The sequence below is a fragment of the Pseudobutyrivibrio sp. genome (assembly GCF_015057185.1).
Classification (GTDB): domain Bacteria; phylum Bacillota; class Clostridia; order Lachnospirales; family Lachnospiraceae; genus Pseudobutyrivibrio.
The window spans coordinates 13,005-39,223 of the sequence record NZ_SVEV01000001.1; the positions used below are offsets into that span (position 1 = coordinate 13,005).

29 protein-coding genes are annotated in these 26,219 nt (G+C 37.5%); 27 read left to right on the forward strand and 2 right to left on the reverse strand.

Translation table 11 applies throughout. The annotated features are described in order from the left end of the window. Positions 1-28 precede the first annotated feature (28 nt). Positions 29-1,207, forward strand: a complete 1,179-nt coding sequence (locus E7276_RS00070; RefSeq protein ID WP_294212249.1) for a phosphoribosylaminoimidazolecarboxamide formyltransferase — start codon at positions 29-31, stop codon at positions 1,205-1,207. 69 nt (positions 1,208-1,276) lie between these two features. Here the strand turns inward: E7276_RS00070 and E7276_RS00075 are convergent, their stop codons facing one another. Together E7276_RS00075 and E7276_RS00080 are read right to left on the reverse strand one after the other, a co-directional pair. Continuing rightward, positions 1,277-1,606, reverse strand: a complete 330-nt coding sequence (locus tag E7276_RS00075) for a PepSY domain-containing protein (protein ID WP_294212251.1) — start codon at positions 1,604-1,606, stop codon at positions 1,277-1,279. A 129-nt stretch (positions 1,607-1,735) separates the two neighbouring features. Further along, the gene (locus E7276_RS00080; protein ID WP_294212253.1) at positions 1,736-2,929 is read right to left on the reverse strand and encodes a tRNA(Met) cytidine acetate ligase; all 1,194 of its coding nucleotides are present in this window, start codon (positions 2,927-2,929) and stop codon (positions 1,736-1,738) included. A 142-nt stretch (positions 2,930-3,071) separates the two neighbouring features. On the opposite strand from E7276_RS00080, the gene E7276_RS00085 reads away from it, so the two are divergent. The 26 genes from E7276_RS00085 (at position 3,072) to plsY (ending at position 26,181) form a co-directional block, all read left to right on the forward strand. Continuing rightward, positions 3,072-4,268 carry an acetate/propionate family kinase gene (locus tag E7276_RS00085; protein WP_294212254.1) on the forward strand — a complete coding sequence of 399 codons (1,197 nt, stop codon included), beginning with the start codon at positions 3,072-3,074 and terminating at the stop codon, positions 4,266-4,268. 90 nt (positions 4,269-4,358) lie between these two features. Then, positions 4,359-4,889: a YceD family protein gene (locus E7276_RS00090; RefSeq protein WP_294212256.1), complete on the forward strand. Its 531-nt coding sequence runs from the start codon at positions 4,359-4,361 to the stop codon at positions 4,887-4,889. A gap of 1 nt (position 4,890) precedes the next feature. Beyond that, complete coding sequence (gene rpmF / locus E7276_RS00095; RefSeq protein ID WP_028246978.1) at positions 4,891-5,070, forward strand: 50S ribosomal protein L32; 180 nt, start codon at positions 4,891-4,893, stop codon at positions 5,068-5,070. 97 nt (positions 5,071-5,167) lie between these two features. After that, the gene (gene plsX, locus E7276_RS00100) at positions 5,168-6,190 is read left to right on the forward strand and encodes a phosphate acyltransferase PlsX (protein WP_294212258.1); all 1,023 of its coding nucleotides are present in this window, start codon (positions 5,168-5,170) and stop codon (positions 6,188-6,190) included. Positions 6,191-6,193: 3 nt separating this feature from the next. Then, on the forward strand, positions 6,194-6,430 hold the full coding sequence (gene acpP, locus E7276_RS00105) for an acyl carrier protein (protein ID WP_294212259.1): 237 nt from the start codon (positions 6,194-6,196) through the stop codon (positions 6,428-6,430). Between the two features lie 93 nt (positions 6,431-6,523). Then, on the forward strand, positions 6,524-7,225 hold the full coding sequence (gene rnc / locus E7276_RS00110; protein ID WP_294212260.1) for a ribonuclease III: 702 nt from the start codon (positions 6,524-6,526) through the stop codon (positions 7,223-7,225). Between the two features lie 127 nt (positions 7,226-7,352). Continuing rightward, on the forward strand, positions 7,353-10,913 hold the full coding sequence (gene smc, locus E7276_RS00115; protein ID WP_294212261.1) for a chromosome segregation protein SMC: 3,561 nt from the start codon (positions 7,353-7,355) through the stop codon (positions 10,911-10,913). A gap of 13 nt (positions 10,914-10,926) precedes the next feature. Next, a complete protein-coding gene (gene ftsY / locus E7276_RS00120) occupies positions 10,927-11,853 on the forward strand; it encodes a signal recognition particle-docking protein FtsY (protein WP_294212263.1) in 927 nt (308 codons plus the stop codon). A gap of 18 nt (positions 11,854-11,871) precedes the next feature. Then, complete coding sequence (gene ilvA / locus E7276_RS00125) at positions 11,872-13,083, forward strand: threonine ammonia-lyase (RefSeq protein WP_294212264.1); 1,212 nt, start codon at positions 11,872-11,874, stop codon at positions 13,081-13,083. A 78-nt stretch (positions 13,084-13,161) separates the two neighbouring features. Next, on the forward strand, positions 13,162-13,497 hold the full coding sequence (ylxM, locus tag E7276_RS00130) for a YlxM family DNA-binding protein (RefSeq protein ID WP_294212266.1): 336 nt from the start codon (positions 13,162-13,164) through the stop codon (positions 13,495-13,497). 3 nt (positions 13,498-13,500) lie between these two features. Continuing rightward, positions 13,501-14,841, forward strand: coding sequence for a signal recognition particle protein (ffh, locus tag E7276_RS00135; protein WP_294212268.1), 1,341 nt, complete (start codon positions 13,501-13,503; stop codon positions 14,839-14,841). 55 nt (positions 14,842-14,896) lie between these two features. Further along, a complete protein-coding gene (gene rpsP, locus E7276_RS00140; RefSeq protein WP_015549838.1) occupies positions 14,897-15,139 on the forward strand; it encodes a 30S ribosomal protein S16 in 243 nt (80 codons plus the stop codon). A gap of 33 nt (positions 15,140-15,172) precedes the next feature. Beyond that, positions 15,173-15,409 carry a KH domain-containing protein gene (locus E7276_RS00145; protein WP_294212269.1) on the forward strand — a complete coding sequence of 79 codons (237 nt, stop codon included), beginning with the start codon at positions 15,173-15,175 and terminating at the stop codon, positions 15,407-15,409. 52 nt (positions 15,410-15,461) lie between these two features. Continuing rightward, positions 15,462-15,980: a ribosome maturation factor RimM gene (gene rimM / locus E7276_RS00150; RefSeq protein WP_294212271.1), complete on the forward strand. Its 519-nt coding sequence runs from the start codon at positions 15,462-15,464 to the stop codon at positions 15,978-15,980. A 2-nt stretch (positions 15,981-15,982) separates the two neighbouring features. Next, positions 15,983-16,693 (forward strand): tRNA (guanosine(37)-N1)-methyltransferase TrmD, encoded by a 711-nt coding sequence (gene trmD / locus E7276_RS00155; protein ID WP_294212273.1) that lies wholly within the window; start codon positions 15,983-15,985, stop codon positions 16,691-16,693. Between the two features lie 125 nt (positions 16,694-16,818). Continuing rightward, positions 16,819-17,169 carry a 50S ribosomal protein L19 gene (rplS, locus tag E7276_RS00160; protein WP_294212275.1) on the forward strand — a complete coding sequence of 117 codons (351 nt, stop codon included), beginning with the start codon at positions 16,819-16,821 and terminating at the stop codon, positions 17,167-17,169. A 103-nt stretch (positions 17,170-17,272) separates the two neighbouring features. Continuing rightward, on the forward strand, positions 17,273-17,869 hold the full coding sequence (gene lepB / locus E7276_RS00165; protein ID WP_294212276.1) for a signal peptidase I: 597 nt from the start codon (positions 17,273-17,275) through the stop codon (positions 17,867-17,869). 9 nt (positions 17,870-17,878) lie between these two features. After that, positions 17,879-18,721, forward strand: coding sequence for a ribosome biogenesis GTPase YlqF (ylqF, locus tag E7276_RS00170; protein WP_294212277.1), 843 nt, complete (start codon positions 17,879-17,881; stop codon positions 18,719-18,721). Between the two features lie 154 nt (positions 18,722-18,875). Continuing rightward, complete coding sequence (lepB, locus tag E7276_RS00175) at positions 18,876-19,403, forward strand: signal peptidase I (protein ID WP_294212836.1); 528 nt, start codon at positions 18,876-18,878, stop codon at positions 19,401-19,403. A 3-nt stretch (positions 19,404-19,406) separates the two neighbouring features. After that, positions 19,407-20,171 (forward strand): ribonuclease HII, encoded by a 765-nt coding sequence (locus tag E7276_RS00180; protein WP_294212278.1) that lies wholly within the window; start codon positions 19,407-19,409, stop codon positions 20,169-20,171. A 16-nt stretch (positions 20,172-20,187) separates the two neighbouring features. Further along, positions 20,188-22,068, forward strand: a complete 1,881-nt coding sequence (gene fliK / locus E7276_RS00185) for a flagellar hook-length control protein FliK (protein ID WP_294212279.1) — start codon at positions 20,188-20,190, stop codon at positions 22,066-22,068. A gap of 2 nt (positions 22,069-22,070) precedes the next feature. Next, positions 22,071-22,358, forward strand: coding sequence for an EscU/YscU/HrcU family type III secretion system export apparatus switch protein (locus E7276_RS00190; protein WP_294212280.1), 288 nt, complete (start codon positions 22,071-22,073; stop codon positions 22,356-22,358). Positions 22,359-22,367: 9 nt separating this feature from the next. Beyond that, positions 22,368-22,727 carry a YraN family protein gene (locus tag E7276_RS00195; protein ID WP_294212281.1) on the forward strand — a complete coding sequence of 120 codons (360 nt, stop codon included), beginning with the start codon at positions 22,368-22,370 and terminating at the stop codon, positions 22,725-22,727. Then, positions 22,721-24,040 carry a DUF512 domain-containing protein gene (locus E7276_RS00200; RefSeq protein WP_294212282.1) on the forward strand — a complete coding sequence of 440 codons (1,320 nt, stop codon included), beginning with the start codon at positions 22,721-22,723 and terminating at the stop codon, positions 24,038-24,040. Before E7276_RS00195 ends, E7276_RS00200 begins: the two co-directional genes overlap by 7 nt. A 156-nt stretch (positions 24,041-24,196) precedes the next feature. Further along, the gene (der, locus tag E7276_RS00205) at positions 24,197-25,522 is read left to right on the forward strand and encodes a ribosome biogenesis GTPase Der (protein WP_294212283.1); all 1,326 of its coding nucleotides are present in this window, start codon (positions 24,197-24,199) and stop codon (positions 25,520-25,522) included. Beyond that, complete coding sequence (gene plsY / locus E7276_RS00210; RefSeq protein WP_294212285.1) at positions 25,522-26,181, forward strand: glycerol-3-phosphate 1-O-acyltransferase PlsY; 660 nt, start codon at positions 25,522-25,524, stop codon at positions 26,179-26,181. The genes der and plsY overlap by 1 nt, the downstream gene beginning before the upstream one ends. Positions 26,182-26,219 lie beyond the last annotated feature (38 nt).

Below are 26,219 nucleotides of genomic sequence, written 5' to 3' on the forward strand. Positions count from 1 at the left end.
ACAGAATTGTGGATTTGGAGGATTTTTTATGAAGGAATTGGAATTAAAGTATGGTTGTAACCCAAATCAGAAGCCTAGTAGAATCTACATGGAAGAGGGAGAACTTCCAATTGAGGTGCTTTCAGGCAAACCAGGTTATATCAACTTTTTAGATGCATTTAATGGTTGGCAGCTTGTTTCTGAGCTTAAGCGCGCCACAGGTCTTGCTGCTGCAACTTCATTTAAGCATGTAAGCCCAGCGGGAGCAGCTGTTGGGCTTCCTCTATCAGACGTAGAACGAAAGATTTATTGGTGTGACGATTTAGATATGGAGTTCACTCCACTTGCAAATGCATATGCTAGAGCTCGTGGCGCAGACAGAATGTCTTCTTTTGGCGATTTCATTTCTCTTTCTGATGTTTGCGACGTAGCTACTGCAAAGCTTATTAAAAGAGAGGTATCTGATGGTGTTATTGCACCAGGTTATGAGCCAGAAGCCCTTGAGATTCTAAAGGCAAAGAAGAATGGAAATTATGCAATTATCAAGATTGATCCTGCTTACGTACCAAAGCAGCTTGAGCGTAAAGAAGTATTTGGTATTACATTTGAGCAGGGAAGAAATGAGCTTGTTATTGATGATGATTTCTTTTCTAACATTGTTACAGAAAATAAAGAACTTACAGAGCAGGCAAAGATTGACCTCACTATCGCAATGATTACTCTTAAGTATACTCAGTCAAATTCTGTTTGCTACGTAAAGGACGGACAGGCAATTGGTATTGGCGCTGGTCAGCAGTCTAGAATTCATTGTACACGTCTTGCTGGTCAGAAAGCAGATAACTGGTGGCTTCGCCAGTCTCCAAAGGTTCTTGCTCTTGATTTTGTAGATGGAATCAAGAGGGCTGATAGAGATAATGCGATTGATCTTTATATTGGTGATGAATTTGAGGATGTTATTGGTGATGATGTATGGGCCAAGACTTTCAAGACAAGACCTTCTGAGTTTACAAGAGCAGAAAAGCGCGCTTGGCTTGACAAGATGACTGATGTTTCAGTTGGCTCTGATGCGTTCTTCCCATTTGGAGATAATATCGAAAGAGCTCACAAGTCAGGTGTTAAATATGTTGCACAGCCAGGTGGCTCAGTAAGAGATGATAATGTTATTGAAACTTGCAATAAATACAATATGGTGATGGCATTTACAGGTCTTAGACTTTTCCACCACTAGAAATCAAGAAAACGGTCCATATGGGCCGCTTTCTTTGTATAGGAGAATATTAATGAAAAGAAAAATTGATTAATTATCTAATTCGTAGCTAAGGATATTGCCTGTGGCAGCTTCAATTTCATAATTGTATTCTTGATGTCCAACCTGGAATTCTACTTCATAAACTTCTACGCCATCCTCAGTGTCCTTTTCAACTGAAGAATAAAGCAAGTCATCTTTTACAAATCCTGCATGCTCTAAAGCTGCTAAAAGCGCATAGTCTTCTGATACTTCTGTTGGCTCAGCTACAGTTGTTTTTGTTGAGACTTCATGTGCAAATGCAAATTGAGGTGTTGATAATGACATAATGAGAAGTGCGGTAATAAGTGTTAATGCTGCTGTAAATAAACCTCTAAACATAATTAAAACCTCCTGATTTATAAAAAGATGTTTTGTTTGATTTGTTGAGTTCATTATAGTCCGCGGTTTATCACACAAGTGTCACACTACAGAAAAATGGGTGCATAGAAAAATAAAAAAAGCAGGTTTTTAAGCCTGCTTATTAGAATTATTTATATTGTTAAGAGTAAATTTTCTTGTGTATTCATTAGGGAAGCCTGTTCCTGTCTTACTCGTTAATATAGCTTGATATATATTACTTGAGATAATATCAAATTCGCTTACTAGGTCTGCTTTTGGTGAAGTAAGCAGTGGAACATTATTATTTTCTTTAATAGCTGCTAAAAGTGAACTGCCATTTTTACTAAAACCAAGCATTCTTAAATAATTAATATATCCATTTTCTTTTGCCTGCTTAAAATCATCAGATGTTATTCCAAGGAGAATATGGCAAAGAACTCTTGAAATACGAGAATATTCTATGTTTTTGGTTTTAAGCTTTTCGCAGAATTGTTTGTAATTAACAAAGTCTTTAATATTGTTTTTTATTCTATCGGACAAATCTGAAGAACAATCTAAGTATGAAGCAAAGCTATCTGTTGTGAGCAATTTATAATGCAACATAGGGGAAACGTCGTTATCGTACATAAAAGTCTCGTTGCTATATATATCAAGAGCCGCTTCAGGTACAGCATCAAAAGAATGTGATAGTTTATAGTGTTCTCTGATAGAGGAGGCAGAGCTCAATTCTCCGGATAGACTTAAATCATTGTAGCCATTACCTTGTCGCTTCATTATTTCTATATTCATTTTTAGGTTATTAGAAATGATATATCTACAATATTCGACCCCTAAAATATTATTTGGACTAGATATTATTTCTTCTGGCAAAAATGCTTTAAGGGCCTTGGCTCTAGCGGTGGCATAGCTTAAACCATTTGAAATGTAATAATTGATTTCACTGTCTAATTGACCTGACTTTTCTAAATCTACTAGCTTTTGCGCGCTTTCAATGAATAAATCCTTATCATCGCATTCGGCTGAAAATAGAAGAGTGTCCACGACCCCTGTACAAGCAAGGAGCTGTACACCAGCAGAAGAAAATTCTCTGGCTGATGAGGTGGCAAAAATAGTAGGAATCTCAAAAACAATATCAACGCCATTTACTAATGCAGCTTTTGCTCTTGTGTATTTATCAAAGCAGGCTATTTCACCACGTTGAGTGAAGGAGCCAGACATAGCTACTAAAACCTGTTTGGCTCCTAGAACAGATTTTGCATAGTCAATTTGAAGTTTATGTCCGTTATGGAAGGGATTATATTCTGCAACAATTCCTACAACCATTTTTGTTCCTCCGAAAATACTTTTATTCCCTATTATACATTAAAATTTGGTTGAGAAGACAAATATTAATGATATAATAATATAGTTGTTTGAATTACAAATTAAAGAAAGATTATAAATAAAGAAAGGAACTCAAACTATTATGAAGATTTTAGTTATCAACTGTGGTAGTTCATCACTTAAGTATCAGGTAATTGATTCTGAAAGTGAGCAGGTACTTTGCAAGGGCCTTTGCGAGAGAATTGGTATCGACGGACGTATCGTTTACCAGAAGGCAGGTCTTGACAAGGAGACTACTGACATTGCAATGCCTACACATAAGGAGGCAGTTGCTGCAGTTATCGATGCAATCACAAATGCAAAGACAGGCGCTATCGCTTCACTTGATGAAATCGATGCTGTAGGACACAGAGTAGTACATGGTGGTGAGAAGTTTGCTGCTTCTGCACTTATCACAGATGAGATGATCAAGGTAGTAGAGGAGTGTAATGATCTTGCACCTCTTCATAATCCAGCTAATATCATCGGTATCAATGCTTGCCGTGATCTTATGCCAGGTAAGCCACAGGTTGGTGTTTTTGATACTGCATTCCACCAGACAATGCCTAAGGAAGCATATATGTATGCAGTACCTTACAAATATTATGAGCAGTACGGCGTTCGTCGTTATGGATTCCATGGTACATCACACAGCTATGTTTCAAAGCGTGTAGCTGAGATGGATGGATGTGACCTTAAGAACTCTAAGATTATCGTTTGCCACATCGGTAACGGTGCATCTTGCTGTGCTGTACTTAACGGTGAGTCAGTAGATACTTCTATGGGACTTTCTCCACTTGAAGGTCTTGTTATGGGTACACGTTCTGGTGATATCGATCCTTCAGCTGTAGAATTCATGGCTAAAAAGGAAGGTCTTGATTTTGCAGGCGTTATGAATGTTCTTAATAAGGAGTCTGGCGCTCTTGGTATTTCTGGAATTTCATCAGATTTCCGTGATCTTATTGCTGCATCTGCAAAGGGCAATGAGAGAGCAAAGCTTGCTATGGATATGATTGCATATCGTATCGCTAAGTATGTAGGCGCTTACGCAGCAGCTATGAATGGTGTAGATATCATCTGCTTCACAGCTGGTCTTGGCGAGAACAATGCAGGTCTTAGAAAGGCTGTTTGTGATCACCTTGGATTCATGGGCGTTGAGCTTGATGATGCTAGAAATGATGTAGCAGGCGAGGAGAGACTTGTTTCTTCTGATTCTTCAAAGGTTAAGGTATATGTTGTACCTACAAACGAAGAGGTTATGATTGCTAGAGATACAGCAGCTATCGTTTCTGGAAAGTAATCTTTAAATATAGTGTTAATTTTTAAAGAAAATGTTTGACAACTATATTTGAGCTATGTATAATTGACAAAGTGTGGATAGGAGATATTTATGAAGATTTCTATAAAAGATATTACTTCATTACCTGATCAAAATAAGAAGTTTGCTGGAACTTGTGACATACATGATTTTTCTTATCTTGGCAGTGATTTTTCTATCAATCACGTAGAGCCATTTGAGGTAGTTTTATCTATGATTGGCACTGGTAAGCTTCACATTGTTTTTAATACTAATACTAGTATTGTCGGAGCATGTGATAGATGTCTTACAGAGGTCACATTTGAGGTTCCTATTAATGTTGATGAGACTGTTGAGGTTTCTGAGGGACAGGTAGTAGCTGATGATGATTTAGGTCCTTATTCATTTGTTGATGGTGAGGAAATAGACGTAGATGAACTTATTTTAAACGAGATCTTAGTGAATTTCCCGGCAAAGATATTGTGCCAGGATGACTGCAAGGGTATTTGCCCAGTTTGCGGCAAGAATCGTAATTTAAATGATTGTGGCTGCGACGACACAGTCTTAGATCCTAGAATGGCACAATTTTTAGATGTCTTTAATAGCTTTAAGGAGGTGAAATAGCATGTCTATTTGTCCAAAGAACAAATCTTCTAAGGGAAGAAGAGATAAAAGAAGAGCAAACTGGAAAATGAGCAACCCAACACTCGTTAAGTGCAGCAAGTGCGGCGAGCTTATGGTACCACATAGAGTTTGCAAGAACTGTGGATCATACAACAAGAAAGAGATCATTACAGTAGAGTAATCGATAGCCCCTCGCGATATGCGAGGGGTTGTTTTTATATTTGAATTATTCCCTTATATAAAGTATAATTTTTGAGTATGTTAGAAAGGGAGATACTATGAGTGAGTATATTGTTGTTGCACTTGATGCAATGGGAGGCGACAACGCACCTTCTGAGATGGTAAAGGGCGCTGTTGATGCGATTAATTCTAATAAAGAAGTTAAGGTTGTTCTTGTTGGAAAAGAAGATGTTATCAATACAGAACTTAGTAACTACACATACAACAAAGAACAGATTTCAATAAAAAATGCTACTGAGGTTATAGAGACAGCAGAGCATCCAGTTATGGCTATCAAAAGAAAAAAGGATTCATCTATGGTAGTTGGTCTTCATTTGGTAAAGGATGGAGAGGCTGATGCATTTGTTTCTGCCGGCAATTCAGGTGCCTTATTAGTAGGAGGACTTGGCATTGTTGGACGAATTAGAGGTATAGAACGTTCTCCTTTTGGAGCACTGATTCCTACTAAGACAGGCGTTGCACTTCTTGTGGACTCTGGATCTAACGTTGACTGTCGTTCTAGTCATCTTGTTCAGTTCGCAAAAATGGGTAGCATTTACATGGAAAAAGCTCTTGGAATCAAAAATCCTAGAGTTGCCATTGTTAATAACGGGGCCGAAGAAGAAAAGGGAAACGCTCTTGTAAAAGAGACTATGCCTCTTCTTAAAGAATGTTCAGATATCAACTTTATTGGCGGTTTAGAGGCTAGAGAAATTCCGGCTGGTGCTGCTGATGTTATTGTTTGTGATGGCTTTGTTGGCAATGCTATTCTTAAGACCTATGAGGGTGTGGCAAGCACATTACTTTCTGTATTTAAAGAAGGTCTTACATCTAATCTTAAATCTAAAATTGGCGCAGCACTTGCGTTGCCTTCGCTTAAAAATAAGCTTAAAGCCTTTGATGCCACACAGTACGGTGGAGCTCCACTTCTTGGATTAAATGGCCTTGTTGTCAAGACTCACGGTAGTGCTAAGGCTGGAGAGGTTAAAAACACAATCTTCCAGTGTGCTACCTTCAAGGAGCAGAGAATTAATGAGCATATTAGAGAAAATATTGTTATAGAAAAGAAGAAGGAGGAATAGAAAATGGAATTCGATTTATTGAAGGAGATTATTGCTGAGGTACTCAATGTAGATGCCGCAGAAATCAAAGAGAGCACTACATTTGTTGATGATCTTGGTGCTGATTCTCTTGATGTATTCCAGATTATCATGGGTGTTGAGGAAAAGCTTAACATCGAGGTAGACACAGATGCAGCTGAGAAGCTTTCTACAGTAGGTGATGCTGTAGAGCTTATCAAAAAGACAGTTGCAGAGAAATAAGAATGTAATGCGCATTGACGAATACTAATCGCCAATGCGCAAATTTTAAGTATCCAGAGTTCCTGGATGCTTCTTTAAACTCAGGAGGAAAAATTGAAGGATTTAAAAGAATTTCAAAAAACTATCGGATATGAGTTTAGAGACGAAAGCTTATTACGTCAGGCATTAACCCATAGTTCTTATGCCAACGAGCATCATATGAAAAAGCTTTCAGATAATGAGAGACTTGAGTTTTTAGGTGATGCTGTACTTGAGATTGTATCTAGTGAGTTTTTGTATCTAAATTATACTGATCTAAACGAAGGCAAGCTTTCTAGACTTAGAGCTAGTATTGTTTGTGAGCCTACACTCGCATATATTTGCAAGGAGATTAATCTTGGTGATTATGTGCTACTTTCAAAGGGCGAAGATATGACTGGTGGACGCAATAGAAAGTCTATTCTCTCTGATGCCTTTGAAGCTACTATTGGAGCTATTTTCCTTGATGGCGGTATGGAACCAGCTTCAGAGTATATTCATCGTTTTGTTTTAAATGATATTGAGCATAAACAGCTGTTTTATGATAGCAAGACTCGTTTGCAGGAGGTTATCCAGGCAAACTTTAAGGAGCCACTTACATATAATTTGATTTCTGAGAGCGGACCGGACCATGCTAAAGAATTCAAGGTTGAGGCTGTTGTTGGCGACAAAGTTTTGGGTTATGGAATAGGTCATACAAAAAAGGCAGCTGAGCAAGAGGCTGCATACGAAGGTCTTATGAAACTCCATAAAGAGGAGTCTATAAAGATAATTTAATTTATAAGCTAGCTGGTAACTATCAAGCTCTTGGTGTTGCATAGCGAGACATGTAGTCGAGTAATGCAATATCCAAGGCTTGAGAGTGTAACCAGCGGGGAGTATAAAATAAACTTGGGAGAGTAAAATGTATTTAAAGAGTATAGAACTTTATGGATTTAAATCCTTTGCGCATAAAATGAAGTTTGAGTTCCACAATGGGATTACTGGCATTGTTGGACCAAATGGCTCTGGTAAGAGTAATGTTTCTGATGCGGTGCGTTGGGTTCTTGGCGAGCAATCTGCCAAGCAGCTTCGTGGTGCTTCAATGCAGGATATTATTTTTGCTGGTACAGAAGCTAGAAAGCCTCTTTCTTACGCTTATGTAGCTCTTACAATGGATAACTCAGATCATGTTCTTCCTGTAGAATACGAGGAAGTTACAATCGCTAGACGTGTTTATCGTTCTGGTGAAAGTGAGTATCTTTTAAATGGTACTCCATGTCGTCTAAAGGATGTGTCTGAGCTTTTCTATGATACAGGTGTCGGTAAGGAAGGCTATTCTATCATTGGACAGGGTCAAATCGAAAAGATTTTGTCAGGTAAACCAGAAGACAGAAGAGAGCTTTTTGATGAGGCTGTAGGTATTGTTAAATTTAAAAAGAGAAAAGCTGCATCTGTTAAAAAGCTTGAGAGCGAAAGAGAAAACCTTGTAAGAGTTAACGATATTCTTTCTGAGCAGGAAAGAAGAATTGGACCTCTCGAGAAACAGTCCGAGGATGCAAAGCAATATTTAAAATATAAAGAAGAGCTCAAACGTATAGATGTTAATTCGTTTATGCTTGAAGTGGACAGACTTCAGGGCAATCTTGATGAAGTTGAGAAAAATGCAGATATTGCTCGTACTCAATTAGAAGAAAGCAAAACTGCCCAGGAGCAGATTCGTGTTAAATACGATACCTTAGAGCAGGAAATCACAGAGCTTGATTCACAGATAGAAGAATTAAAAAAGAATCAATCAGATTCGACTCTTTTAAAGGGCAAACTTGAGAATGAAATCGCTTTATTAGAGGAACAGATTCGTTCTGCTAATCTTACTGACGAAAATTTCGCTAACCGTCTTGCTGAAATAGAGGAAGATAAGGCTGAGAAAAACAAGCAATTAAATGATTATCAGAATGAAAAAACAGAGCTTGATAAAACTTTAGAGGAAGCAGTTGAACGTCTTGCTTCTGTAAAAGAAAACTACGGCCAGTTACAGTCGGCAATCATTGCTAACAACGAAAAAATTGATGCTGATAACAAGGCTATTATGGAGCTCCTTAATAATAGAGCTTCGATCAAGTCTAAGGAGCAGCGTCTTGAGACAATGCTTGAGCAGACAAACATTCGTAAGGCAAAGCTTACTCAGAGACTCCTAGAGAGAAAGACTCGCGAAGAAGACCTTGATGTTGCAGTTACATTGGCAGAAGAAGAATTCAAAAATGCGCAGAATCTTCTTTTGGAGCTTCAAGAAAAGGATAAAGAGCTTTCAGAGAAGGCTGCTGAGTGGAAGTTTAAGAGCTACGAGACATCAAAGGAACTTAGAGCTAAGAACGATGAATTTACTCGTATTCAAACTAGATTAGAATCTGTTAAAAATATTGCTGAGCGTTACGAGGGATATGGAAATTCTACTCGCAAGGTTATGGAGCAGAAAGGTAAAATTGATGGTATTGAAGGCGTAGTTTCTGATCTTATTCATGTAGAAAAGAAATACGAAATGGCTATCGAGACTGCTCTTGGTGGTAATATTCAAAATATTGTTACTGCAGATGAGACTTGCGCTAAAAAGCTTATTAATTTCTTGAAAGTAAATAAGCTTGGACGTGCAACATTCCTTCCACTTACATCAGTAGATGGAAGAGGAAACTTTAAAAAGACTGAAGTTCTTAATGAAAAGGGCGTTTTAGGCCTTGCTTCAGAGCTTGTTTCTTGCGATAGCAAATTCGATGGTGTTATTGCATATCTATTAGGTCGAGTTGTTGTTGCTGATACCATTGATTCAGCTATTGCCTTAGCGAAAAAGAATAATTACAGCATACATATAGTTACACTTGAGGGTGAATACTTAGCTCCAGGTGGATCTATGGCTGGTGGTCACTTTAAAAATAAATCTAATCTTTTAGGTAGAAATCGTGAAATTGAGGAGCTAGAGCAGAAGCTTGATGTGCTTTCAACTGAGATTGATGGTTTGAAAGCTAGAGCATCAGAAATTGAAACTGCTGCATCACTTTTAGATTCTGATAGAGAAGATAATACAGCCAAACTTAATGAGGCTGCAATTGCTTTAAATACAGCTAAGCTTGGACTTGATAGAGCTAATGAGCAAAAGAAAGAAAGCTTAACTGCATATGAGGGCCTTTCTAAGGAAAGTGAAGAGCTTGAGAATCAGTTAAACGAAATTGCTGCTGGCAAGAAAGAAATTGAGTTCGAAAAGAAGGAAAGCGATGACAGAGAAGCTGAATTAAAGGCAGAAATTCAAAAGCTTTCTGATGAAGTAGATGAAAAGACATATATGGAGACTTCTGTAAATAGAACAATGTCAGAAGTCCAGATTGAAGAGGCTAATGCTAGACAGAAGGTTGACTTTGTTCAGCAGAATATTGATCGTGTCCTTTCAGAAATCGAAAAGGATGATGCGGATATTGCTTCAATCAAAGAAAATGCAGCATCTACAAAAGAAGAGACAGAGTCTAAAAAGAACAGAATTGAGGAAATTAAAGCTACAATTTCTGCTTCTGATGAGTCCTTCGGCCAGTTAGAATCGCAGATTAAAGAAACAGTTGCAAAGAGGGAAGAGCTTAATAATTCTCACAAAAACTTCTTTGAACAGAGACAGGAAATATCAGATAGAATTTCTGAGCTTGATAAGGAAATTTATCGTCTTGATTCTCAGAAAGAGAAAATTAATGATTCCATCACAAGCCAGAATAACTACATGTGGAATGAGTATGAGCTTACTTACCATTCTGCAGAAGAACTCAAGGATCCAGAGTACAATGATTTGGATCAAATGAAGAAAGATGCTAATAAAATCAAAAATGCTATTAGAGCGATGGGTAATGTTAATGTTAACGCTATCGAAGAGTTCAAGGAGCTTTCTGAGAGATATAATTTCTTAAAGGGTCAGCATGACGATTTGGTAGAGGCGGAAGCATCGCTTGTACGTATTATTGATGAACTTGACGAAGGAATGCGTAGACAGTTCGAATCAGGATTTAAGGATATTCAGGTTCAATTCGACAAAGCCTTCAAAGAGCTCTTTGGCGGTGGCCATGGTACACTTGAGCTTGTTGATGATTCTGACCTTCTTGAGACAGGAATTATTATCAATGCACAGCCACCAGGAAAGAAGCTTATCAATATGATGCAGATGTCCGGTGGTGAAAAATCGCTTACAGCTATAGCATTATTATTTGCAATCCAGAACCTTAAGCCTTCTCCATTCTGTCTATTGGACGAGATTGAGGCTGCTCTTGATGATGCAAACGTAGATAGATTTGCAAATTATTTACACAAGCTTACTAAAAACACACAGTTTATTGTAATTACTCACCGTAGAGGTACCATGAATGCTGCAGATAGACTTTTTGGTATCACTATGCAGGAAAAGGGTGTATCAACTCTTGTTTCAGTAAACTTAATCGAATCCCAGTTGGATGATTAATCCTGGAGGCAATATGGCAGAGAAAACTAATTTTTGGCAGCGCCTAATTAAAGGCCTAACTAAGACTAGAGACAATTTTATTAAATCCATGGATTATATTTTCAATGGATTTACAAATATTGATGAGGACTTCTATGAAGAGCTTGAAGAAGTCCTCATCATGGGAGATATAGGTGTTCGTACAACAGAAACAATCCTTGATGATTTAAAGGATGCAGTTAAAAAGGAACATATTAAAGAGCCATCAGAATGCAAGGCATTTTTGATTAACGAAATCAAAAAGCAAATGGCATTAGATGAGACTTCTTATGACTTCGAAAAGAAAACTAGCGTTGTGCTTGTTATTGGAGTTAATGGTGTAGGAAAGACTACAACAATTGGTAAATTAGCTGGTAAATTACAGGCGGCAGGCAAAAAGGTTATGGTTGCTGGTGCAGATACCTTTAGAGCTGCAGCTTCTGATCAGTTAAAAGAATGGGCTGATAGAGCAAAGGTTGATTTTGTTGGTGGTCCAGAGGGTTCTGACCCTGCAGCTGTTGTGTTTGATGCAGTACATGCTGCCAAGGCCAGAGGAGTAGATGTACTTCTTGTGGATACGGCAGGTAGACTCCACAACAAGAAAAACCTCATGAATGAGTTATCTAAAATTAACAACACTATTTCTAAAGAATTCCCTGAGGCATATAGAGAGACTTTGATTGTGCTTGATGGTACCACAGGTCAAAATGCTCTTGTTCAGGCTAAGGAATTCTCGGAAGTAACAGATATTTCTGGTATTGTTTTAACAAAACTTGATGGAACAGCCAAAGGTGGTATTGCAATTGCTATACAATCTGAGTTAAAATTACCGGTAAAATATATAGGTGTTGGCGAGACTATTGATGACTTAGAGAAGTTTAACCCAGAGGAATTCGTTAACGCTTTATTTTACTCTGAGTAAACTAGTTGGGAGATTATAATGCTTACATTGGACAAATTTGAGGAAGCCTCAAAAATCGTTACTGAGGTGACACACGAAACAAAGCTTGTTTACAGCGACTATTTTAGTGAGAAATCTGGCAATATGGTTTACCTTAAGCCTGAAAATATGCAGCTTACAGGTGCATACAAGCTTAGAGGGGCTTATTACAAAATCAGCACACTCACTGAGGATGAGAGAAAAAAGGGACTTATTACAGCTTCAGCTGGTAATCATGCCCAGGGTGTTGCTTACGCAGCATCAAAATATGGGGTTAAGGCAACAATTGTTATGCCTACTACAACACCTCTCATTAAAGTTAACCGTACAAAAAGCTATGGAGCAGAAGTGGTTTTACATGGAGATGTATATGATGAGGCATGCGAGTATGCATATCAGTTAGCAGATGAGCATGGATATACATTTATTCATCCATTTGATGATTTAGCAGTTGCTACAGGTCAGGGTACTATAGCAATGGAAATCTTCAAAGAGCTTCCACTTGTTGAATATATTTTAGTTCCTATCGGTGGTGGCGGACTTGCTACAGGTGTTTCTACACTTGCAAAGCTTCTTAATCCAAAGATTAAGGTTATTGGTGTTGAGCCAAGCGGCGCAGCTTCTTTAAAAGAATCCTTTGCTAAGGGAGAGGTTTCCACACTTTCTTCAGTAAATACTATCGCAGATGGTACAGCTGTTAAGACTCCTGGAACTCAGATTTTCCCATACTTACAGCAAAATATAGATGAGATTATTACAGTAGATGATGATGAGCTTATTGTTGCATTCCTAGATATGGTAGAGAATCACAAGATGATTGTTGAGAACTCTGGACTTCTTACTGTTGCAGCATTAAATCATCTTGGTTTCAAGGATAAACGGGTAGTATCAGTACTTTCTGGTGGTAATATGGATGTTATTACAATGTCATCAGTTGTACAGCAAGGATTGATTTTCAGAGATAGAATCTTTACTGTTTCTGTACTTCTTCCTGATAAGCCTGGTATGCTTGCCAAGGTATCTCAGCTTATTGCTGATAATCAGGGTAATGTAATCAAACTTGAGCATAATCAGTTTGTAACTACAAATCGTTCTGCAGCTGTTGAACTTCGTATTACTCTAGAGGCATTTGGCACTGACCATAAGGGGCAGATTATCAAAGCGTTAGATGAGGGCGGTTACAAACCAAAGATTGTAAGAACTTCATTATAAAATTTTGAGTGTCAAGTATTTTCACTTGACACTCTTTTATTTATATAGTATATTAGTCTCCGGTGATAAAGGAGAGTCATGGAAGATAAGATTAAATCAGGATATTTATATGATTTCTACGGAGAGCTTCTTACTGAGCATCAGCGTAGTGTATATGAGATGAGTATCGTTGAGGATTTATCTTTATCAGAAATTGCCGATACTTTATCAATCTCTAGACAGGGTGTTCATGATTTGCTAAAAAGATGTGATCATCAGCTAGAGGATTATGAAGCGAGACTTCACTTGGTTGAGAAGTTTATGAATATTAGAGCAGATGTCATTCGTATTAATGAATTGACACAGGGGAGCCCTGATGATGCTACTATGTCAGAGATTTCTCGTTTATCCGGTTCGATATTAGAGGAATTATAATATATGGCTTTTGATTCACTTTCAGAAAAGCTTCAGGGGGTTTTTAAAAACCTTAGGAGCAAGGGCCGACTTACAGAGGCTGATGTAAAAGCAGCTCTCAAGGAAGTTAAAATGGCTCTTCTCGAAGCTGACGTTAATTTCAAAGTAGTAAAGCAATTTACTAATACAGTTACAGAACGCGCCATTGGTTCTGACGTTATGAATGGTCTTAACCCAGGGCAGATGGTTATTAAAATTGTTAACGAAGAGCTTGTTAACTTAATGGGCTCTGATGTTACTGATATTACCTACGGTACTGGCGGAGCCATTACTACAATCATGATGGTTGGTCTTCAGGGTGCAGGTAAAACAACCACGACAGCAAAGCTTGCTGGCAAGGTAAAACAACGTGGTAAGAAACCGCTTCTTGTTGCTTGCGATATTTATAGACCAGCCGCTATAGAGCAATTGCAGGTCAATGGTAAAAAACAAGAGGTTGAGGTTTTCTCATTAGGACAGGAAAAGCCTCTTAAAATAGCCAAAGAAGCTATGGATTATGCTAAGAAGAACGGCTTTGATGTAGTTATTTTTGATACAGCTGGTCGTCTTCATATAGATGAGGATATGATGAATGAGCTTGAGTCAATCAAGAACAATATTGATATCCTTAATACAATTTTAGTTGTTGATGCCATGACTGGTCAGGATGCGGTCAACGTATCACAGACCTTCGATGAAAAGATTGGTATTGACGGTGTTATTATTACAAAGCTTGATGGTGATACTCGAGGTGGTGCAGCTCTTTCTATAAAAGCTGTTACAGGTAAGCCTATTTTATACGCAGGTATGGGTGAGAAGCTTTCTGATTTGGAACAGTTCCATCCAGATCGTATGGCTAGCCGAATCCTTGGTATGGGAGATGTTTTATCTCTCATTGAAAAGGCAGAGCAGGAAATCGATAAGGATGCTGCTTTAGCGCTTTCTAAAAAGGTCAAAAAAGCTTCATTTGATTTTAATGATTATTTAACATCTATGGCTCAAATGAAAAAGCTTGGTGGACTTACATCGATTCTTGGCATGATGCCTGGAATTAATGCTTCTCAGATGGCTCAAATCGAAGGGGCTGTTGATGACAAGAAGCTTGCGCATATCGAAGCAATCATTCTTTCAATGACACCTGCTGAGCGCGAGAATCCAAAATTACTAAATCCTAGTCGAAAGCACAGAATTGCTGCTGGAGCTGGTTTAGATATAGCAGAGGTAAATCGTTTCATCAAACAATTTGAACAATCAAAGAAAATGATGAAGCAAATGCCAAATATGATGGGCAAAGGTAGACGCGGAGGAATGCGTTTCCCATTTTAGCCTAAAAGCACATTAGTGCAGGTCATTTATTGTTTATTTATAGGAGGAAATTAAAATGGCAGTAAAGATTAGATTAAAGAGAATGGGTCAGAAGAAGAGACCTATCTACAGAATCGTAGTAGCAGACGCTAGAGCACCACGTGATGGTAGAAACATCGATGAAATCGGTACATACGATCCAAATCAGGAGCCAGCTGAGGTTACAGTTGACGCTGAGGCAGCTAAGAAGTGGATTGCAAACGGTGCAAAGCCAACTGAGACAGTTGCTAGACTTTTCAAGCAGGCTGGTGTTCAGTAATCATTCATAATTGAAAGGTAGAGGAATATAGTGATGAAAGAATTAGTTGAAGTAATTGCTAAGTCACTTGTAGACAATCCTGAAGAGGTTGTTGTTTCCGAGAAAGAAGACGCAAAATCAATTGTTGTTGAGCTTCGCGTCGCACCTTCAGATATGGGAAAGGTTATTGGAAAACAGGGTAGAATCGCAAAGGCTATACGTGCGGTTGTTAAGGCTGCAGCCTCAAAGATTGACAAGAAAGTTATAGTTGATATTATAGATGTTAACTAGTATTTTAGGCCTGATGATTAATCAGGCCTATATTTTTGTTTAGGAGAAAAATTTGGAAGAATTATTTCAAGTAGGTTCAATTACACAGACCCATGGAATCAAGGGAGAGGTTAAGGTTTTTCCTCTCACTGATGATATTTCACGCTTCAAAAATATGAAGCATTTACTTTTAGATTGTGGCAAGGATGGCTATAAGGAGCTTGAGGTAGAAAATGTTAGACCGCAGAAAAACCTTGTAATCCTCAAGTTTAAAGGTATTGATAATATTAATGACATTGAAAAATACAAGGGACAAGGCTTATACGTAACCAAAGAAAATCGCGTTGAACTAAAAAAAGATGAGTACTTTATTGCTGATTTGATGGGTTGCGAAGTATATACAGATGATGATCCAGATAATAAATTTGGCGAAATTTCAGATGTGCTAGAAACTGGAGCCAATGATGTTTATGACATTGAGAGGGTTTCGGGTGAGCATGTTTTAGTTCCTGCTATTAAGGATTGTATTCTTAATGTGGATGTGGATTCTAGAAGAGTAGATATTCATTTATTAAAGGGGCTTATGGATTAACTATGAAATATTATATATTAACCCTCTTTCCGGAAATGATAGAAGATGCTTTAAACACAAGTATTTTAGGTAGAGCCAAAAATGCTGGAGCAATATCATTTGAAGCAATAAATATTAGAGATTACACTTTGGACAAACACAAAAAGGTAGATGATTATCCTTATGGTGGTGGGGCTGGTATGGTTATGCAAGCTCAGCCTATTTATGATGCATACAAGGCTGTTTGTGAAAAGGCAGGTCATAAGGTGCATTGTATTTATTTGACTCCTCAGGGACAGCTTTTTAAACAGCAGTCCGCTAAGGAGCTTGCACTTAAAGAGGATATTTGTTTATTGTGTGGTCATTACGAAGGCATTGATGAACGTGTTCTAGAGGAGATAGTTGATGAGTACTATTCTATTGGAGATTATGTGCTTACTGGCGGCGAATTGCCATCGCTTGTTATGATAGATGCTATTTCTAGAATGGTACCAGGAGTTCTTACTAATTCAGAATCAGGTGAGGACGAATCATTGGAGAATAATTTGTTGGAATATCCACAGTATTCACGTCCTGAAACATGGAATGATAGAAAGGTACCAGCTATATTACTATCTGGAGACCATGCAAAGGTTGATGCATGGCGCAAAGAACAGTCAATAATTCGTACAAAAGAAAGAAGACCTGATTTGTATGAAAAATACCAGGCTTCTTTAAATGACAATAAGGATTAATGTGAGAAATTGGTTGAATTATGCCAGTAATCATGTTAATATGTTAAAGTTGCTAAAGAAGAGATGGTCCGCTGATTTGCAATAGGGCATTTCAAGAACGTCGCGAGAATTTAGGAGGATTTAAAATGAACGCAAACGAGATTATTAGAAACATCGAAGCTGCTGAGCTCAAGTCTGAGATCCCAGAGTTTCAGGTAGGTGACACTGTTAAGGTTTACGGCCGTATCGTTGAGGGTAACCGTACACGTACTCAGGTATTTGAGGGTACAGTTATTAAGAGACAGGGCGGCAGCAACCGTGAGACATTCACAGTTCGTAAGTCATCAAATGGTGTTGGCGTTGAGAAAACTTGGCCACTTCACAGCCCTAACGTTGAGAAGATCGAAGTAGTTAGAAAAGGTAAAGTTCGTAGAGCTAAGCTTTACTACCTCAGAGAGCTCACAGGTAAGAAGGCAAAGGTTAAGGAAAGAATCTAGTCTCGAAAGGGGAACAGTCACATTTGTGACTGTTCCTTTATTTTTATGGAAATTAAATCCAAAGTGCGGTATATTTATACTAAAGATTAAAAGGGAAAATTGTATGTTTTTATCATTAAATAGATTATTAGCTAAAAAATTTTCTAGGAGAAAAGACGGTCTAAATTTTAGACGACGCCGCAAAAAAATTAATTTCGATAAACTAAGATTTGTTCTTATCTATGCATTGGAGCTTGTTGCTGTCATAGGACTTGCTTACGGAGTGGTTTTAGCTTTTGGCAAACAGGTGGAATGTTCTAACGCATCTATGGAACCAACCTACCAAACTTCCGACAAATTATTAGTAAATACAATAGCTTACAAATTTGATTCACCTGAGAGAGGTGAAGTAATTGCATTTAAACCAAAATCAAATGTTAATGCTAGCTATAGTGTTAAAAGAGTTATAGGCGTCCCAGGTGATACAATTTATATTAGTAATGGTCGTATCTACATTAATGACGAGCTGTATAAAGAGAATCTAGAAGTAGAAAGAATTGAAAATCCAGGTATTGCTGCTACACCAATTACATTACTTGATGATCAATATTTTGTACTTGGAGATAATCGCAATTCTTCAGAAGATTCTAGATACGAAAGTATTGGATTTGTATCCAGCGAAGATATATTAGGAAAAGTATGGATTAAATATCCATTTTAGAGGTGTTATATGGAATTTCAATGGTATCCAGGGCATATGACCAAAGCAAAGCGTCAGATGCAGGAAGATATTAAACTTATTGATTTGGTTATAGAAGTGATTGATGCTAGATGTCCTGTTTCTAGCCGAAATCCTGATATAAATGGTCTCGCATCAGGTAAACTTAGACTAGTTCTTCTTAACAAGTCTGATTTAGCCGATAAAAATATTAATAAGCAGTGGGTTGAATATTTTAAAGGTCAAGGCTTTTACGTTGTAGAGCTTGATTCGCGAGACCGCAAAAATATGAAGGGTGTACAGGCTACCCTTGACGAGGTTTGTGCTGCAAAATTTGAGAGAGACAGAAAAAGAGGAATTAAAAATAGACCAGTTAGAGCCATGGTTGTAGGAATACCAAATGTAGGTAAATCTACTTTTATTAATTCATTTGCAGGTCGTTCTGTTGCCAAAACAGGAAATAAGCCAGGCGTCACAAAAGGAAAGCAATGGATCAAGCTTAATAAATCTGTTGAACTTTTAGATACACCAGGTATTTTGTGGCCAAAATTCGAGGATAATACCGTTGGCTTACATTTGGCCTTCATTGGTTCTATTAATGATGCAATCATTGAAACTAGAGAGCTTTCTTTAGAATTGGCAGATTTTCTAAAGAATGAATATAAAGGCGTTTTAAATAAACGTTATGAGGTAGATGAGAGCCTTGTAAATCATGAGATTATTACTCAGATAGCAGAGAAACGTAATTTTGTTAAAAAAGGTTCAGAACTAGATTTTGATAAAGCGGCTGCAGTTTTAATTGATGAGTTTAGAAATGGCAGCTTAGGAAATATATCACTTGAAAGGCCACAATAACATGAAGGTTATCGACTTTAACGAAGAAGAAATACAAATCAAAAGAGATATTGAAAAAGCTCGAGCAAATGCAAAGGAAATAGAAGATTTAAGTGATTTTGAATCTAAAAAATCAAAAGATTTAGATGATGTAGAAGAAATCACAAAAAAATCTATAGCAAAGGAAGTAATTAGCGTTATTATTAATGTTTTAATTTGCTTCGCTGTAGTATTTTTGATTACCCACTTTGTAGGACAACGTACTGTTGTTAGCGGAAAATCAATGGAAGACACCTTGTCCAATGGAGATAATCTTATCGTAGACAAAATAAGCTATAGGATTCATGACCCAGAAAGATTTGATGTTATAGTGTTCCCTTACAAAGAGGAGGAAGACACATATTACATTAAACGAATCATTGGCTTGCCAGGTGAAACAGTTTATATTGATGGTTCAGGAAATATTTATATTAATGGCGAAATCTTAGAGGAAAATTATGGTACAGAAACCATATTAAATGCTGGAAATGCAAGCACTGAAATAATCCTTAAGAATGACGAATACTTTGTTCTAGGCGATAATAGAAATAACAGTACTGATTCTAGAATGATAGGTTGTATAAAGCATGATGATATTGTTGGAAAAGCTTGGTTAAGGGTTTATCCATTTAATTCATTTGGTTTAGTGGACAATATAGAATAAGTTATGAGCGAAAAAAAGATTTCTGATATCCAAAAAGAATACAAAGAGGCCACAATTGATGTATTGCCAGATTTTATTCAGGAGTACATTAGTGATGGACGCCCAGGAGTTTCTAAGCTAATCGGTCAGGCTCAAAAGCGTATGGAAAAACTCAGAATTGAGAAGGAGCGTATTGAGAAGCTAAAGGAATTCGAATACAAGTACTGGGAAAAATGTGATTACGTTGGTGGAATTGATGAGGTTGGAAGAGGTCCTCTTGCCGGACCAGTTGTTACAGCCTGTGTAGTTTTACCAAAAGATTGCGATATATTATATATAAACGATTCTAAAAAGCTATCTGCTTCAAAGCGTGAGGAGCTTTACGAAGAAATAATGGAAAAGGCACTTTCAGTATCAATAGGTGTGGTTTCCGAAGCCAGAATCGATGAGATTAATATTCTTCAAGCTACATATGAGGCTATGAGACAGGCTATTAATGATTCAAAGGTACAGCCTCAGGTTATGCTTAACGATGCAGTTACAATTCCTGGCATAGATATACCTCAGGTGCCTATTATAAAGGGGGATGCTAAATCTATTTCTATTGGTGCAGCCAGCATTATTGCTAAGGTTACAAGGGATAGAATGATGGTAGAATACGATAGCATTTATCCGGAATATCATTTTGCATCAAATAAAGGATATGGATCAGCAGAACACATTGAAGCGCTTAAAGAATATGGACCATGTCCAATCCATAGAAGAACTTTTATCGGAAACTTTGTTTAATGTGTAGTGGTGAGTCATGAATATTAATACTGGGTTCAATCCATACAACTCCAATTTTGTTAATAATGCTGACTTGACTAAAATGAGCCAAAGTCAGTCTCTTACAGCCGCGCCTAAGGACAGCTTAAAGGAGGGAGAGGTATTCGAGGGCTCAGTTAATTCTATTGATAATGGAAAGGTTGTCATAGGGCTGGCTAATGGCCAAACAATGACAGCCCGTCTAGATGCAGGGGTTAATTTAACTCCAGGTCAATCAGTTTTCTTTCAGGTTAAGAGTAACGATGGTAGCTTGATTCAGCTCAAACCTGTCTCTTTAGGTTCACTAGAGGCGAATCCAACTTTGTTAAAAGCATTAGATTTGGCCAATATTGCCGCCAATGACCGTACAATCAATATGGTCAATTCCATGATGCAAAATTCTATGTCTGTAAATCCAGAGAGCTTGACGGCTATGAATAGGGCTATGATAAATAACCCTGGAGTAGATGTGCAGACATTAGTAACTATGGCAAAGTATGGAATGGAAATAACACCAGAGAATGTTTCCATGTTTGAAAACTATGCCAATGACAAAGCGGTATTAATTGATAATTTTAAAGTTATATCAGATATGCTACCAGAATTAATGACTTCTTCTGATGTTACAGTTGAAGAAGCATTAAATATTAATAATCAGATTAGAGAGATTTTCTTGCCAAATGAACCACAAGCAGCCGGTGAAATAACAGGTCAAAATGAGACATTAGTTCAACAAACCAACACTGGACAACCAGAAAATGTGGCTAGCTCCAATGAAAATCCTACTAATGTGCTTAATGATGCAAGTATTACAAATGGTACTGTTTTAGATAAAGGTGTTACATTTAATCAGTTGGTAAATGCCGATGGTATTCTAGAAAGTATTACTAATCCTCAAGGGACTGTAAATAATGGCCCTGAGGCTTTAAAACAAGCTGAGACTATTGTTCCTAATGAACAAAATGCTGGGCAGAGCATTCAGGCTCAGAATCAACTGGCTTCAAATGAGGTAGGAGTTCAACTTCTAAATAATTTTGCAGGGGAAGAGCAAATCAACTCCTTTAATACATTGTTAAACAATCTTCCTGACTTTCCAAAGGATAATATGCAAATATTTAGTGAGGATGGTACGCTTAAGGCCGAGGCGCCTATAAAAGAAGTATTTAGAGAAATTAGCGACTTTTTAAATGAGCATCCAGATATTCCAAAAGCTACATTGAATGATATAATTCGTTCACCTTTATACAAAGGTCTTTTAAAGAATCTTATTTCAGATAGCTTTACCATGGAGCCTAAGGATGTAACAAAGCCTGGAGAAATTGGCAAGCTTTATGAGCGTGTTTTAAAACAAACAGATGCATTGGAAAAGCTTGTGGCAGCCTTTGGTAATAAGGCCGCTGAAACCATAAAAGCTCAGACCAATGAAATTAAGCAAAACGTTAATTTTATGAATTCTGCCAACGAGATGTATAACTTTGTGCAGATACCGCTTAAAATGTACAATCAGAATACTGACAGTATGTTATATGTTCGTCAGAACAAAAAGAGTAGCTACGAGGCAGGAGAAGAAATAACTGCATTTTTGCATTTTGACATGGAGCATCTAGGACCTACAGATGTATTTGTCTCATTAAAGGAAGCAAATGTAGGCTGTAAATGGAATTTAGCCGATGAAATGGCTATGAATTTAATTGAACAAAATCTGGATATATTAACCCAAAGACTTGAAAGTAAAGGCTTTACTGTAAAGTCGGAAGTGACCTGTAAAGAGCCAAAGGCAAGCTTTGTCGAGGATTTCTTAGGAGCTTCTCCAATAGAGAATAATAATTCTTCTACAGAAGGAATTATGCACAGGTATAGCTTTGATATGAGGGCATAATTATGGCAGAGGAAAAACAGTTTGATAAAAATAAAACAGCGGTAGCCCTTTCTTATGAGGCAGGGGATGCTGCGCCTAAAATTCTTGCATCCGGCAAAGGCTATGTGGCTGAGCAGATTATCGAAGAGGCTAAGAAGGCTGATGTGCCATTTTATCAGGATAATGAATTGGCAGAAACCTTAAGCAAGCTGAATATAGGTGATGCAATTCCGCCAGAGCTGTATGAGGTAGTTGCAGAGATTTTAGTGTTTGTTAATGATATGGAAAAGCTTAAAGCTAAATTAGGATAGAGGTAATTATTGAATAATAGAAAGCAAGGAAATGATTTTGAAAAGCTAGCAGCTGATTTTCTTGAGAAAAACGGCATGCAGATTATACAAATGAATTTTTATTGTAAAATGGGCGAAGTAGATATTATTGCAAAAGATGGTAGCTATTTAGTCTTTGTAGAAGTAAAATATAGAAAGTCTGCTTCAAAAGGAAATGCTGCTTCGGCGGTTACATTTCCCAAAATGCGTAAAATTTCTCGAGTGGCAGATTATTATATGTATAGCCATAAATATGGTGGCAATACAAGTGTTAGGTTTGATGTTATAGCAATAGAGGAAGGACATCTTACGCATTATAAAAATGCGTTTGAGTATATACCCGTATGTTAAATTCTAGTCATAAAATTAAAGAAGTAATGGAAGGCAGCCCGGCTGAAAGGGCAGGGCTAAAACCTGGAGATATTATTACAAAAATTAATAATGTAGAGCTTGCGGATATATTTGACTATCATTATTATTCCGACGATGCGGATATTACAGTGGAGTTACTGCATGAAGATGGCTCAAATTCTTCAAAATTTGTAGAAAAAGAAGAAGGAGAAGATTTAGGTGTTATTTTTTGTAATGGTTTAATGGATGATTACAAATCCTGCTCCAATAAATGTGCCTTTTGCTTTATTGATCAAATGCCACCAGGCATGAGAGAAACCCTTTATTTCAAGGATGATGATACACGTCTTTCATTTTTACAAGGCAATTATGTAACATTGACAAATATGAAGATGGCAGATTTGGATCGTATCATTGCATATAAGCTTGGACCAATTAATATTTCTGTTCATGCTACAAATCCTGAGCTTAGAATGAAGCTTTTACATAATAGATTTGCTGGTGATATTTTAGACAAAATCCGAAAGCTTTACGAGGCGGAGATTCCAATGAATGCTCAGGTTGTTTCTTGCCCAGGACTTAATGATGGTCCAGAGTTAGATAGAACAATCGGTGATTTGTTAGAATTTGCTCCAGTGATGAGCTCGATGTCTGTAGTACCTGTTGGAGTTACCAAATTTAGAGATGGCCTGTTTCCGCTTCGAACTTATACAGCTGAAGAGGCAGGCAGGGTAATTGACCAGATAGAGCATTGGCAAGATATTTCCATGGAAAAAATAGGCAATCACTTTGTTCAGGCCAGTGATGAATGGTATATTTTGGCAGGAAGACCGCTGCCAGAAGCTTCTAGATATGATGGTTTTATACAATTGGAAAATGGCGTTGGAATGCTTCGTCTTCTAAAAGAAGAAGTACTAGATGCCTTGGAGGATATTAAAAAGCCTCTATTTATGAAAAAGCGCAAGGTTACAATTGCAACCGGCAAACTGGCAGCTCCATTTATGGCAGAATTAGGGCAGCTTATTACAGAAAAATTTAACAGGGTAACAGTAGAAGTTATTCCTATTACTAACAACTTTTTTGGTGAACAAATTACTGTATCAGGCTTGATTACTGGTCAGGATTTGATTGCTCAATTAAAAGATAAGAACCTAGGTGATAGCTTATTACTTAGCTGTACCATGTTAAGAGCTCAGGAAGAGGTTTTCCTTGATGATATAACCCTTCAGGAGCTTGAGGAAACTTTACAAGTTCGCACCCGTATTGTACAATCAGACGGTCGCGATTTAGTTTATGCAATAATTGGACGCTAGGTTGTGTTAAAAATCTTACGTCCACAATAATTAGATATTCTCCGCTCGACTGAAACGTCTCGCTTGAGAACACTAATACATTGTGAACTAGATTTTTATTGAACTATATATAATTGATAAATAAATCGTCTTCACGATTTTGGAAAGAGGTAATTTATGGCAAGACCAGTTGTGGCTATAGTTGGACGTCCTAATGTTGGTAAGTCCACATTATTTAATGCTCTTGCAGGAGAGCGAATTTCTATTGTAAAAGACACTCCAGGTGTTACAAGAGATAGAATATATGCTGACGTTAGTTGGCTAAATTACGATTTTACAATGATTGATACAGGCGGTATTGAGCCTGATACAAAGGATATTATTTTATCTCAGATGCGTGAGCAGGCTCAAATTGCTATCGATACAGCTGATGTAATCATTTTTCTTGTAGACGTTAAACAGGGCTTACAGGATAGTGATTCAAAGGTTGCTGATATGCTTCGTAGAAGCCATAAGCCGGTTGTTCTTGTTGTAAACAAGGTTGACAGCTTTGAGCGTGATATGGCTGATGTATACGAATTCTATAATTTAGGTATTGGTGACCCAATCCCTGTTTCTGCATCATCTAGATTAGGTTTTGGTGATATGCTTGATAAGGTTACTGAATATTTCCCAGAGCCATCAGAAAACGAGGAAGAAGACGACACACCAAGGATTGCAGTTATTGGTAAACCAAACGTTGGTAAATCATCATTGATTAATAAGCTTTGCGGTGAGGAGCGAGTTATTGTTTCTGATATTGCAGGAACTACACGTGATGCTGTAGATACTAGAGTTCGTTATAATCACAAGGACTATATTTTCATTGATACAGCAGGCCTTCGTAGAAAGAGCAAAATCAAAGAAGATTTAGAGCGTTATTCAATTGTTAGAGCAGTTGCTTCTGTTGAAAAGGCTGATGTTGTCATTATCATGATTGATGCAACAGAAGGTGTAACTGAGCAGGATGCTAAAATCGCAGGTATTGCTCATGAACGTGGAAAGGGTATAATTATTTGTGTAAACAAATGGGATGCCATTGAAAAGAATGACAAGACTATGAAAGAGCATGAGACAAAGATACGTCAGATTCTTTCGTTTATGCCTTATGCATCAATTCTTTTCATTTCAGTTAAAAGCGGACAGCGTCTCGGCAAAATTTACGAGACAATTGATGCAGTAATTGAAAACAATTCAATGCGTATTGCAACAGGTGTACTTAACGAAATTGTTTCTGAGGCTGTTGCTCTTCAGCAGCCACCTACAGATAAGGGTAAGAGGCTCAAAATCTTTTACACTACACAGGTTGCTGTTAAGCCACCAACATTCGTTATATTCGTAAACGAAAAGTACCTGATGCACTTTTCTTATGTAAGATATCTTGAGAATCGAATCAGAGATGCTTTCGGTTTTGAAGGAACATCTTTGAAATTTATAATTAGAGAGAGAAAGGAAAACGAATAATGAGCATTGTGGGGAGAATACTGGCTATATTAATCGGTTATTGTTTTGGAATGGTTTTAATGGGCTACCTAATTGGAAAGTCAAAGAACATCGACTTAACAAAGGTTGGTAGCGGTAATGTTGGTTCTACAAATACAATGAGAAATCTTGGCGTTACAGCTGGATTAATTACACTGGCTTGGGACTGCTTAAAGTGCGTTGTTGCTTGCTTCTTTGTATGGTTAATATTTGGTATTTTTGTAGAAAACGTTAATATTTATATGGTATATGCTGGATTGGGCGTTGTATTAGGTCACGACTTCCCTTGCTACATGCATTTCAAAGGTGGAAAGGGTGTAGCATCTACTCTTGGATTCATTATTGCCTTGTTCCCAATGGGACTTCCTATTCCTGCAGGAATTTTCATTGCCCTTGTAGCATTAACTAGATATGTATCACTTGGCTCAATTATTGGTGAGTTATCTTTTGCAATAGAGATAATTGTGGCAGCAGCCCTTGGACTTTTATCAGAAAAATACCCAGGTGGTCAGCTCAAAGAAGTTGTGATTATTTGCTGCTTAGTTTCAGCTTTATCAATTGCACTTCATCATGCAAATATTAAGCGTCTTCTTTCTGGAACAGAAAACAAGTTTTCATTTCACCCAGAAACTAGAGCGTAAATACTAGTAAACTAAGCTGGTAGGCATCAAGCTCTTAG

Coding starts and splice junctions, on each gene's coding strand:
- E7276_RS00070 (WP_294212249.1), top strand. CDS start 29: ATGAAGGAATTGGAATTAAAGTATGGTTGTAACCCAAATCAGAAGCCT.
- E7276_RS00075 (WP_294212251.1), bottom strand. CDS start 1,606: ATGTTTAGAGGTTTATTTACAGCAGCATTAACACTTATTACCGCACTT.
- E7276_RS00080 (WP_294212253.1), bottom strand. CDS start 2,929: ATGGTTGTAGGAATTGTTGCAGAATATAATCCCTTCCATAACGGACAT.
- E7276_RS00085 (WP_294212254.1), top strand. CDS start 3,072: ATGAAGATTTTAGTTATCAACTGTGGTAGTTCATCACTTAAGTATCAG.
- E7276_RS00090 (WP_294212256.1), top strand. CDS start 4,359: ATGAAGATTTCTATAAAAGATATTACTTCATTACCTGATCAAAATAAG.
- rpmF (WP_028246978.1), top strand. CDS start 4,891: ATGTCTATTTGTCCAAAGAACAAATCTTCTAAGGGAAGAAGAGATAAA.
- plsX (WP_294212258.1), top strand. CDS start 5,168: ATGAGTGAGTATATTGTTGTTGCACTTGATGCAATGGGAGGCGACAAC.
- acpP (WP_294212259.1), top strand. CDS start 6,194: ATGGAATTCGATTTATTGAAGGAGATTATTGCTGAGGTACTCAATGTA.
- smc (WP_294212261.1), top strand. CDS start 7,353: ATGTATTTAAAGAGTATAGAACTTTATGGATTTAAATCCTTTGCGCAT.
- ftsY (WP_294212263.1), top strand. CDS start 10,927: ATGGCAGAGAAAACTAATTTTTGGCAGCGCCTAATTAAAGGCCTAACT.
- ilvA (WP_294212264.1), top strand. CDS start 11,872: ATGCTTACATTGGACAAATTTGAGGAAGCCTCAAAAATCGTTACTGAG.
- ylxM (WP_294212266.1), top strand. CDS start 13,162: ATGGAAGATAAGATTAAATCAGGATATTTATATGATTTCTACGGAGAG.
- ffh (WP_294212268.1), top strand. CDS start 13,501: ATGGCTTTTGATTCACTTTCAGAAAAGCTTCAGGGGGTTTTTAAAAAC.
- rpsP (WP_015549838.1), top strand. CDS start 14,897: ATGGCAGTAAAGATTAGATTAAAGAGAATGGGTCAGAAGAAGAGACCT.
- E7276_RS00145 (WP_294212269.1), top strand. CDS start 15,173: ATGAAAGAATTAGTTGAAGTAATTGCTAAGTCACTTGTAGACAATCCT.
- trmD (WP_294212273.1), top strand. CDS start 15,983: ATGAAATATTATATATTAACCCTCTTTCCGGAAATGATAGAAGATGCT.
- rplS (WP_294212275.1), top strand. CDS start 16,819: ATGAACGCAAACGAGATTATTAGAAACATCGAAGCTGCTGAGCTCAAG.
- lepB (WP_294212276.1), top strand. CDS start 17,273: ATGTTTTTATCATTAAATAGATTATTAGCTAAAAAATTTTCTAGGAGA.
- ylqF (WP_294212277.1), top strand. CDS start 17,879: ATGGAATTTCAATGGTATCCAGGGCATATGACCAAAGCAAAGCGTCAG.
- E7276_RS00180 (WP_294212278.1), top strand. CDS start 19,407: ATGAGCGAAAAAAAGATTTCTGATATCCAAAAAGAATACAAAGAGGCC.
- fliK (WP_294212279.1), top strand. CDS start 20,188: ATGAATATTAATACTGGGTTCAATCCATACAACTCCAATTTTGTTAAT.
- E7276_RS00190 (WP_294212280.1), top strand. CDS start 22,071: ATGGCAGAGGAAAAACAGTTTGATAAAAATAAAACAGCGGTAGCCCTT.
- E7276_RS00200 (WP_294212282.1), top strand. CDS start 22,721: ATGTTAAATTCTAGTCATAAAATTAAAGAAGTAATGGAAGGCAGCCCG.
- der (WP_294212283.1), top strand. CDS start 24,197: ATGGCAAGACCAGTTGTGGCTATAGTTGGACGTCCTAATGTTGGTAAG.
- plsY (WP_294212285.1), top strand. CDS start 25,522: ATGAGCATTGTGGGGAGAATACTGGCTATATTAATCGGTTATTGTTTT.